Source organism: Coleofasciculus sp. G3-WIS-01 (assembly GCF_040223135.1).
GTDB lineage: Bacteria > Cyanobacteriota > Cyanobacteriia > Cyanobacteriales > Coleofasciculaceae > Coleofasciculus.
The window spans coordinates 35,786-45,089 of record NZ_JAVJZI010000168.1; the positions used below are offsets into that span (position 1 = coordinate 35,786).

The window sequence follows — 9,304 nt, forward strand, 5'->3', positions numbered from 1 at the left end:
TTCGTATTGGGAGACAACACCATGGCAATGGATTTAATTATTGAAGACTTGATGGAGCAAATGATTGAAATGGGTGGCTCAGATATGCATATTCAAGCTGGGGCACCGGTCTATTTCCGTATTAGTGGTAAACTTCAACCTTTTGGGGAAGACCCCCTGAATCCCCAAGAATGTCAGAAGCTGATCTTCAGTATGCTCAATAATAGTCAACGCAAAGAATTGGAGCAGAACTGGGAATTGGATTGTTCTTATGGAGTGAAGGGATTAGCTCGCTTCCGGGTCAATGTTTATAAGGAGCGGGGTTACTACGCCGCTTGTTTGCGAGCGTTGTCCTCCAAGATTCCCAACTTTGATCAGTTAGGTCTGCCTGATATTGTGCGGGAAATGAGCGAACGTCCTCGGGGATTAGTGCTGGTTACAGGACCTACGGGTTCGGGAAAAACCACCACATTGGCGGCAATGATTGATTTAATTAATCGTACCAGACCCGAACATATTCTTACCGTCGAAGACCCAATTGAGTACGTCTTTCCCAATATTAAAAGCTTAGTTCACCAACGTCAAAAAGGTGAAGATACCAAAACGTTTGCCAATGCTCTCAAAGCTGCCTTACGGGAAGACCCGGATGTGATTCTGGTCGGTGAGATGCGGGACTTGGAGACCATTTCACTGGCAATTTCAGCCGCAGAAACGGGTCACTTGGTCATGGGAACCTTACACACCAGTTCCGCCTCTCAAACCGTGAACCGGATGCTGGACGTGTTCCCCCCTGAACAACAACCTCAAGTTCAAGCTCAGCTGTCGAACTCCTTAGTCGCCGTCTTCAGTCAAACCCTAGTACCCAAGAAAAACCCGAAACCCGGTGAGTTTGGTCGGGTAATGGCACAGGAAATTATGATTGTCACCCCGGCTATCTCTAACCTAATCCGTGAAGGGAAAGTGTCCCAAATGTATTCCGCCATCCAAACCGGGATGAAAATGGGCATGATCACCATGGAACAGACGTTGGCAAATTTAGTCAAACAAGGAACAATTTCCTTTGAAGCAGCTGTGTCCAAGAGTTCTAAGCCCGACGAGTTACAGCGTATTATCGGTGGAGCCGCCGGAATGGCTGCCGGGGGCGGTAAAGTTGGTGCTAAGACTCGCTAAGTTATCGGGGTTAGTTTTTTCGTGAACAAAAAACATCACCAGATAACTAACCCTTCCCTTTAATTCTTTTTTTCATTCAGACGCAAGCCATGCCTACCTTCATTGCTGAGGTTCGGGATTCCAAAGGAAACGTCAAAAAAGAGAAAGTGAAAGCTCTCTCTACTGATCAAGCCCGTGCCCACTTTCAAAATCAATATCCGACTGTTGGTAGTATTCAGAAAGCTTTTAGCCTGGAAGACCTGAATTTAGACGTAATCCAGGAAAAGATGACGAGTGTCAGTGTTAAAGACCGAGCCGTCTTTTCCCGGCAATTTGCGGTAATGGTGAATGCTGGAGTTGCCATCGTTCGCTGTCTGGGTATCTTATCTGAACAATGTGCCAATCCCAAGCTGAAAAAAGCGCTGACTGCCATCAGTAACGAAGTCCAGCAGGGAACTAGTCTCTCCGATTCGATGCGGGATCATCCCGCCTGCTTCGACCAACTCTATGTCAGTATGGTGCAAGCGGGGGAGGTTGGGGGTGTCCTGGATGAAGTTCTCAACCGATTAGCCAAGCTGCTCGAAGATATGGCGCGGCTGCAAAATCAGATTAAGTCGGCAATGACTTATCCTCTGGTGGTTGGTGGCTTTGCTGTATTGGTGTTTTTGGGCATGACCATTTTCCTCATCCCTATCTTTGCTGGGATTTTTGAAGAAATCGGCGGCACATTACCAGCCCTGACTGCCTTTATGCTCTGGTTGAGTGGTGTTCTCAGAAGCTGGTACGCCCTGATTCCAGTTGGGGTGATCATCGTTACCACGGTTGCTGTCAAGCAGTACTACAAAACTCCACCGGGTCGCCTGCAAATCGATGCACTGTTATTGAAAGTACCCCTGTTTGGTGAACTGAATGAAAAATCATCAGTTGCCCGGTTTTGCCGCGTCTTTGGCACGTTGACTCGTTCGGGGGTTCCTATTCTCAATGCATTAGATATTGTTCGGGATACGTCAGGAAACCAAGTAATTGCTAACGCTGTGGAAGCTGCCAAGCAGGAAATTCAGCAAGGGGGTTTGATCAGTGTTGCCATGCAAAATGAACAAGTTTTTCCCAGTTTGGCAATTCAGATGATTAGTGTTGGCGAAGAAACAGGGGAATTGGATTCGATGCTGATGAAGGTTGCTGATTTTTATGAAGATGAAGTTGAGCAAACCGTAAAAGCTTTGACCAGTATTTTAGAACCCGTGATGATTATTGTCATTGGGGGAATGGTGGGTACAATCCTGGTTTCTATGTATCTGCCCATGTTTAAAGTTTTTGAAACCTTGGGTTAAAAGGGTAAAGATTTCCAGTATATGGAGCCCCCATTCCTACAATCATCTGATGGTAGAGGATTTGCTGCGTTGATTCAGCTACTCGTACAGCACACAGGAGGAAATCAAAGAACCGTTCACGCATTGCTGAAACGCTTACCAGGTAGGCATTTTCAATGTTGAAGGCGTGAATTTCTAGGGAACGGTACTAGCAACATGAGCAACCTCTACTGATTTTCCACGACTGTTCGTGAATATTATTTAAACTAGTCAACAAGACGTTAGTAAATTGCCACTTATTTAAAAATGCCAGTTAAACAATCTAATTACGAAATCAGCTTAGCCGAATATAGCCACCATGAGGGGGCGCTAGGGCTGCTGAAGCAACATCGACCTTACCTGGAAATGATTCCTAGTATGCGCCGCCCTTCGGAAAGTGTGATCACAATTCCTCTACCCATTGTGCGCCTGCGTCATCTCCAATCATCAACAGGACATTCTAACCTGACAAGTTTGAACGGAACTGTTGGCTTACCCTGTGATGTTGTCATGCTGATGTGTGATCCGGAATGGAAAATAAAAATGGGGGTGGAAATTCTCATTTTCATCCATCGCCCCCATGAAGATTTTTCGGATTTATTGAGTCGTTGGCGTCAGACTCAAGTGTTGCTAGATAAAGATTATGAGTGGCTAATGCCCCCCCGCCATCAACACATTCTCAGCGAAGGCGTTGACCAGATTTATCCGTTATTCGTGCTCTTCCCGGACACACCTCAACGAATTCAACGCGGTTTACGAGGTGCGGATTTACCTTTTGTCATGCAAAGTCCCGATTATGGGATGGAAGAGGAACAACCAGAAAGCTTGTCTACCGAACATCCACCTGCTTAGCGCAGGGGAGATGGGGGAGATGGGGGAGAGATTTCTCAATCAACGAATGACAAAGGACAAATGACTATCGAACAAAGTGTGGCATCACTTCAGCCGCTGTTAATAGACCGTAAATACCTCGTTGATGTAATGATATCCCGGCTTTGAGGTAGCCAAAGGCAGGACCACAGACATTAGCCGCCATACTGGTTTCGTCACCTAGAGTAAAGGTATGGGTGGAGATTTTGCCCTCAAAGGTTCTTCCTGTGACTTGGACATTGGTACTTAAGGGTTTTTTGGGATTACGGGTATCAACAATGCCGCCGACGGTGACGCGATCGCGAGAGCATATTCCGGCTAATTCTAACATGATATCATCAGCATGTTCCATATTCTCTAAGGTGAGAATACCATTGGTTTGATCCAGAAGCGCTTCCACATCCCCATCACTCATCTGATGTGCCTGTTCGACATCGTAGCCGGGAAGGTGAGCAATATCTTCTCGAATCGTGGCGCGATAGGCTTCCCAATTGGCAATACCCACACCAAAGGTAATTTTAACGCTGTGTATTTCAGCATAGCTTTGAGCCGCGATCGCAGCCGCCGCCGTTAACAGTCCCGGTGTGGCACCACATCCCGCCATGTAGGTGATTCCCGCCGCTTGAAGTTCATCTTTCATCGCGAGTAACTGTTCTACCGCACTGGTGCGCTTCAGGGCATCTACGAGTACCCCCCGCCATCCGGATTGGATAAACTGGCGGGCGACTGATGCCATAAACGTATTCGGCAAATTGGGTAGGGCAAGGAAATATCCATCCACCGCCGCCTTTTCGATTAAATCAGCAATTGTGTTGTTGCTGAGAGTCCCTGCGGGTTCTAGATAACCCAGTGACCCTTGATTATGATACATTGCGATCGCGCGATCGGGATCTAGCCCAGTAGCATCATAAGCCCAGCCCTGCTTATCAGCCGCCGCCACCCAAATCATCTCCCGTTTACCAGCCAGCACTCTAGCCGCCGCTTGTCCTAATCCGCCAAAGCCTAAAATACCGACTCGAACAGGTTTGTTTAACGTAGAATCCATCGAATTCCTCAGTTGCGTCTCACTCAACAACCTTCCATTATCTCTCCCATCTCCCCCATCTCCCCTAGAAGGGCGGATTTAATGTCGGGGCGGGTTTTACAACTATCATTCACGGTTGCACCCAGATTTGACTAAACCCGCCCCGACAAAATAGACCATCCTGCCGCTTGACTGGGAGGGAAAGATACGCGAAACTTAACAAAAGATTAGTGTATGATACTAATCAAGTATTAATTTCTATGATGCGAATAATAACGAGAGACTACTCAACTAGCGACAGAGCGGGTTGTTTAGGCTCACAGGCTGTAGCTGAATTAGTGTTACAGCAAAGAACTGGAGGACTGACCCAACCGTTAACAAACTGATGGAAACCTTAGAATTTGTCATTTATCCAGATGGTCGAGTGCAAGAGAAAGTCACGGGTATCGTTGGCGCCTCTTGTGCAGAAGTGACCGCTGCCATTGAAGCTCAGTTGGGACAAGTCGTCTCGATGGAGCAAACATCGGAATACTTTACCCAACCGACTCAGCAGTCGGCAACAGCAACCGCTCAAGCTACCTATAGCGCTTGGTAAGTTTTTTTGTTCAATTCGCTTTCTTTAACCAAAATGTCACATTTCAGCAACATAAAAACTCAAATCCGCAACCTGACCTCTTTACAATCGGCGTTAACTGACGTTGGCGTAGATTGGAAAGCAGGTCCGAGTCAGGTGCGTGGGTATCGGGGTCAAACCCGCACCGCCGAAGTTGTTATCGAACAAGAGAATAACTACGATGTCGGCTTTGCCTGGAATGGTAAAGAATACGAGCTAGTTGCCGACCTCCAATACTGGCAACAGCCGTTATCTGTCGAGGGTTTCCTCAATCGTATCACCCAGCGGTATGCCTTTCATACCGTAATGAACGAAACTGCCAAGCAAGGGTTTCAAGTTGCCCAACAAGAAAATAATCAAGACGGTTCAATCCGTTTAGTTGTCCAACGCTGGAGTGCGTAATGTCTGATTTCTCCCCGACACCAGAGCGTTCAGGGTTAGAACCCGAACTCGGCGGCGTCTTCCGAGATGCACCAGAGCGTTCCGGTTTAGAACCCGAACTCGGTGGTGAGCTGCGACAGAAAGGTGTTTATGTCGATGAAATTACCTGTATTGGCTGTAAGCATTGTGCCCATACGGCTCACAATACATTTTACATCGAGCCAGATCATGGGCGAGCGCGTGTTTTTCGCCAAGATGGGGACCCAGAAGATTTGATTCAAGAAGCAATTGACACCTGTCCCGTTAATTGCATCAACTGGGTAGACTATACCGAACTCAAGCAGCTAGAAGAAGAGCGACAGTTTCAGGTCATTCCAGTTGCTGGATTTCCGATTGAGTCGGCTGTCGTGGCGACCAAAATGCGGCGCAAGAAAGCCCTTCAACAATATAAGTCAAAGTCAAGCCCAAAACAATAGGCTGTTTATTACAGTCTTTGGGATATAAATCCTCAATGGTTCATCGCCGTTGAGGTTTTTTATCAATGGATAATTAATAATTGATAATTGACAATTGATTAATTGGGTCTAAGACCTCTTCGTTTACGAAGAAATTAAAAAAGATTTTCCTTAATTTCAATCCTCTTCTTTTAAGGAGAGGTCATTATTCATTGTTCATTATCCATTGTCAATTTGTGAATATGTTCGTAGGGGCGCACGGCGTGCGCCCATGGACGGCGTGCGCCCATGGACGGCGTGCGCCCATGGACGGCGTGTTCCCATGGACGGCGTGTTCCCATGGACGGCGTGTTCCCATGGACGGACTGCGCCCAGCGACAGCCTGTGCCCATCGACGGCGTGCGCCCATCGACGGACTGCGCCCATGGACGGCCTGTGCCCATGGACGGCGTGCGCCCATCGACGGCCTGTGCCCATCGACGGACTGTGCCCATCGACGGACTGTGCCCATGGACAGCGTGCGCCCCTGGACGGACTGTGCCCATCGACGGCGTGCGCCCCTGGACGGACTGTGCCCCTGGACGGACTGTGCCCCTAGACTGACTGCGCCCATCGACGGCGTGCGCCCAGCGACAGCCTGCGCCCATCGGCAATAATTTTAGATGAAATCGCCAAAACCCTGTAGAGACGTTGCATACAACGTCTGGAACAATCTGGACATAAAAGGGTTATGTATGACGGATTCGGTATGGTACGTAGTTCACAAGGCGCACAGATTGAAGGGCGCACAGATTGAAGGGCGCACGCCGTGCGCCCCTACAAACGATACGGGGCAATTTGGAACTGGGAATAATCTACATCTCCTCCTTATTTCAGCGGATGATTTTCGTTGAGTAATTTTTCGATTCTGGCTTCATCTACTCTGGAGATAATGCGTTTTGATTCGTGAATATCGCGGGTGGTTTTGGCAAGGCTAATGGTTGAGCCAATGGAGAAGGCTAATCCCATTCCCATAAAGCCTTTTGTCCAACTATCGACGGGTAGATATAATATACCGATACTCATAGCCGAGACGGAAATAATAAAAGAAGCCCAGGTTTGAAATACCCAAGCGTTACTGTGGATTTGGTTATTAAACGGTGATTCCATAGTCCCTTTCTTCATCAAAAAGCGGTGAATTCAATTTACTCAAGGATAGGAATCGCTTGGCTAATAATTTAGGGACAACGGGACAGTTTTGGGAATTGCACAGGAATTGGATAACTGAAAGACTCGGAAAATCGTACCGACTATTTGTCTATTGTTGTGCCAGTTGAGAAATTGTTTAATGGTTTGCCATTTGTCCCTGGTAGGGGCAACCCGCCGGATTGAATTAACACCATCCAACTTTTAATTCTATCAGGTCGCTCCCCGCTGGGTATTGGTAATATTTAACACAACATTGATGCCGAGGCGAGTCAAGGTAAATTAGTTCTCCCACCGCACATTGATGCAGCGATTTGCCCCTACCGCTACCGCTTCTACATAGGTACGGTGTGATGGTTCTTAGGTACGGTGCCATGGTTCTTAGGTACGGTGTGATGGTTTTTGGGTACGGTGTGATGGTTTTTGGGTGCTGTTATAGCAGATACATTTAACCCGGAAAAATCTGGCAATTACCGGAAGTTTCTGAGTGTGGCACAATCTGGAATGAGGCTATCACGCCAGATGTGGAGGTATCTCTCAAAGCCTTCAACAGAATATTGAAAGCGCCATTGATATCACGCGCAATGGTGTGACCACAGGAGGGGCAAGTAAACTTCTTGTTGCCTCCTAATTTTGTGTGGATATGACCGCACTTTGAACAGGTTTTACTGGTGTACTCTTCCGTTACGTCTACTACAACACAGCCATATTTAGCCGCTTGATGCTTCAACGCCATCTTAAAACGGTAATGCGACCACGTAACCAGCTTTCGTGCCGTTTTTGTATTTAGCCGTCGTTTACCCCGTTTGACCATATTCTTGACCTCAAATGTGGGCAAAAATATCACTTTGTACTTGGTACATAGATAGTTGGCTGCTTTCTTGTGCAACTCCGAAACTAGGTTACGAATCTTGACTCGTATCTTTTGTGCCGCCTTGCGTAACCGATACCGTAGTCGCTTAAATTGCCGCCCCTTGGATAGGCCGACTCTAGACATCAACTTGTCAAGATGACTGGCTAATCGATAAATGCGTCCCATATCAGACTTGCCAATTTCCCAAATTTCGGAACCATCAAACCCAGTAAGAAATGTCCTGACACCTGGGTCGAGGGCAATAGCTAATTGACTATTTAGAGGTTTTGGCTTAGGTTCGTCTACGGCATAGCAGATAAACCAGCGTCCTCTGTCCAAGACCAAGGTAGGCTCGTGGTGCATCTTATCGATGATTGGTTCACTCGCCTTAAAACTTAATCCCTTGGTCTGTGTCGGGTAAAAGGTTTTCTTTTTCCAATTATCCTTTTGAAACCGAATGGATTTAACCGGTTCACGCACAGACCTGAACTTAGCATCTCCCCCTGATTTTTTTGCCGCTTTGTGTGCCTCATAAGCTTGAAACACTGCCAATTGACGGGGGTTGTATGGTGCTTGACTAACCCATTCTGGAGCCAAACCCATAACCGTTTTTCGTAGGTCATACTTGCCAATTTTCTGGGTTTTGAGTATAGCTATCGCTTGATTAAAACACCACCGGGATGCTGATATCCATTGGAACCAGATTTTAGCCAGTGCTGTTTCAGGGTAGACTCGGCTCTTCTTTGATAGCAGACTTGTACTTTCTGAGTCCATACAATCTGCTCCTGTTGACATGGACGATGGCAAGAATATCCTCAACCATTTCTCGCTCTGGAGATAAGTCACTTCGGTTGAGAACCACGAGTTTGCAGTCTTTTTGTTGACAGAACCATTCGATGAGGTCAAGACCAAACCGGACAAGTCTGTCTTTGTGGCAGACCACAATTTCTCTGACATCTCCTGACAAGACTTGTCCCAAAACGGATAAAAGACCTTTGCGCTTGTAATTAAGTCCTGACCCGATTTCCTTGACAAGTTTTCCATCGGTAAACAGGGATTGCAAGTAGTCGGCTTGTCGCTCAAGGTCTGACTTCTGCTTATAAGAACTGACTCTGGCGTAGAGGATTCTGATTCTTGTATCGCCACCTGGACTGATGACGGAATCGATATCATACCGTCGATGACCCGCAGGAGTTCTAATTGTTCGTATTTTCCCGTCTTTATCCCAGTTTCGGAGCGTCTTTTCTGAGACTTGGAGGATTTGGGACGCTTCCCTTGGCGTGACATACCTCATAGTGTTTTTACTAAACTACTCAAGACACTACCACAAGTGAGGGAGATATTTCCGGGAAAATCTAGAAATTACCTGTAAATCTGCATTTAGTCATTAACAGTAGACACATCGATTAGGACAAACGAACTGTTGTTCCAGACGCGCCATGGCGC

10 protein-coding genes are annotated in these 9,304 nt (G+C 47.1%); 6 read left to right on the plus strand and 4 right to left on the minus strand.

Going from position 1 to position 9,304, the window contains the following annotated elements; genetic code table 11:
* The first annotated feature begins 27 nt into the window (after positions 1 to 27).
* From RIM23_RS16340 to RIM23_RS16350, 3 genes are all read left to right on the plus strand, one after another.
* On the plus strand, positions 28 to 1,149 hold the full coding sequence (locus RIM23_RS16340; protein WP_446368279.1) for a type IV pilus twitching motility protein PilT: 1,122 nt from the start codon (positions 28 to 30) through the stop codon (positions 1,147 to 1,149).
* Positions 1,150 to 1,238: 89 nt separating this feature from the next.
* Positions 1,239 to 2,459, plus strand: coding sequence for a type II secretion system F family protein (locus RIM23_RS16345; RefSeq protein ID WP_446368248.1), 1,221 nt, complete (start codon positions 1,239 to 1,241; stop codon positions 2,457 to 2,459).
* 285 nt (positions 2,460 to 2,744) lie between these two features.
* Complete coding sequence (locus tag RIM23_RS16350; protein ID WP_446368249.1) at positions 2,745 to 3,329, plus strand: hypothetical protein; 585 nt, start codon at positions 2,745 to 2,747, stop codon at positions 3,327 to 3,329.
* Between the two features lie 64 nt (positions 3,330 to 3,393).
* On the opposite strand, the gene bioU is transcribed toward RIM23_RS16350, so the two are convergent.
* Positions 3,394 to 4,392 carry a (S)-8-amino-7-oxononanoate synthase BioU gene (gene bioU / locus RIM23_RS16355; RefSeq protein ID WP_446368250.1) on the minus strand — a complete coding sequence of 333 codons (999 nt, stop codon included), beginning with the start codon at positions 4,390 to 4,392 and terminating at the stop codon, positions 3,394 to 3,396.
* 364 nt (positions 4,393 to 4,756) lie between these two features.
* On the opposite strand from bioU, the gene RIM23_RS16360 reads away from it, so the two are divergent.
* Genes RIM23_RS16360 through RIM23_RS16370 form a run of 3 tightly spaced genes read left to right on the plus strand, consistent with a single transcriptional unit; the run spans position 4,757 to position 5,841 of the window.
* Positions 4,757 to 4,966, plus strand: coding sequence for a DUF2997 domain-containing protein (locus tag RIM23_RS16360; RefSeq protein ID WP_446368251.1), 210 nt, complete (start codon positions 4,757 to 4,759; stop codon positions 4,964 to 4,966).
* Positions 4,967 to 4,999: 33 nt separating this feature from the next.
* Positions 5,000 to 5,386 (plus strand): DUF1257 domain-containing protein, encoded by a 387-nt coding sequence (locus tag RIM23_RS16365; RefSeq protein WP_446359266.1) that lies wholly within the window; start codon positions 5,000 to 5,002, stop codon positions 5,384 to 5,386.
* Positions 5,386 to 5,841, plus strand: coding sequence for a ferredoxin (locus tag RIM23_RS16370; protein WP_446368252.1), 456 nt, complete (start codon positions 5,386 to 5,388; stop codon positions 5,839 to 5,841). The genes RIM23_RS16365 and RIM23_RS16370 overlap by 1 nt, the downstream gene beginning before the upstream one ends.
* An 846-nt stretch (positions 5,842 to 6,687) precedes the next feature.
* Here RIM23_RS16370 and RIM23_RS16375 read toward each other — a convergent pair.
* From RIM23_RS16375 to RIM23_RS16385, 3 genes are all read right to left on the minus strand, one after another.
* Positions 6,688 to 6,969, minus strand: coding sequence for a YiaA/YiaB family inner membrane protein (locus tag RIM23_RS16375; RefSeq protein WP_446353167.1), 282 nt, complete (start codon positions 6,967 to 6,969; stop codon positions 6,688 to 6,690).
* A 484-nt stretch (positions 6,970 to 7,453) separates the two neighbouring features.
* Complete coding sequence (locus tag RIM23_RS16380) at positions 7,454 to 8,632, minus strand: RNA-guided endonuclease InsQ/TnpB family protein (protein ID WP_446368253.1); 1,179 nt, start codon at positions 8,630 to 8,632, stop codon at positions 7,454 to 7,456.
* The gene (locus RIM23_RS16385) at positions 8,580 to 9,152 is read right to left on the minus strand and encodes an IS607 family transposase (protein ID WP_446368254.1); all 573 of its coding nucleotides are present in this window, start codon (positions 9,150 to 9,152) and stop codon (positions 8,580 to 8,582) included. The genes RIM23_RS16380 and RIM23_RS16385 overlap by 53 nt, the downstream gene beginning before the upstream one ends.
* Between the last annotated feature and the right edge of the window lie 152 nt (positions 9,153 to 9,304).

Excerpts from the sequence above, each read along its gene's own strand:
- RIM23_RS16380 (WP_446368253.1), bottom strand. The coding sequence starts at position 8,632 with ATGGACTCAGAAAGTACAAGTCTGCTATCAAAGAAGAGCCGAGTCTAC.
- RIM23_RS16345 (WP_446368248.1), top strand. The coding sequence starts at position 1,239 with ATGCCTACCTTCATTGCTGAGGTTCGGGATTCCAAAGGAAACGTCAAA.
- RIM23_RS16385 (WP_446368254.1), bottom strand. The coding sequence starts at position 9,152 with ATGAGGTATGTCACGCCAAGGGAAGCGTCCCAAATCCTCCAAGTCTCA.
- RIM23_RS16360 (WP_446368251.1), top strand. The coding sequence starts at position 4,757 with ATGGAAACCTTAGAATTTGTCATTTATCCAGATGGTCGAGTGCAAGAG.
- RIM23_RS16340 (WP_446368279.1), top strand. The coding sequence starts at position 28 with ATGGATTTAATTATTGAAGACTTGATGGAGCAAATGATTGAAATGGGT.
- RIM23_RS16350 (WP_446368249.1), top strand. The coding sequence starts at position 2,745 with ATGCCAGTTAAACAATCTAATTACGAAATCAGCTTAGCCGAATATAGC.
- RIM23_RS16365 (WP_446359266.1), top strand. The coding sequence starts at position 5,000 with ATGTCACATTTCAGCAACATAAAAACTCAAATCCGCAACCTGACCTCT.
- bioU (WP_446368250.1), bottom strand. The coding sequence starts at position 4,392 with ATGGATTCTACGTTAAACAAACCTGTTCGAGTCGGTATTTTAGGCTTT.
- RIM23_RS16370 (WP_446368252.1), top strand. The coding sequence starts at position 5,386 with ATGTCTGATTTCTCCCCGACACCAGAGCGTTCAGGGTTAGAACCCGAA.
- RIM23_RS16375 (WP_446353167.1), bottom strand. The coding sequence starts at position 6,969 with ATGGAATCACCGTTTAATAACCAAATCCACAGTAACGCTTGGGTATTT.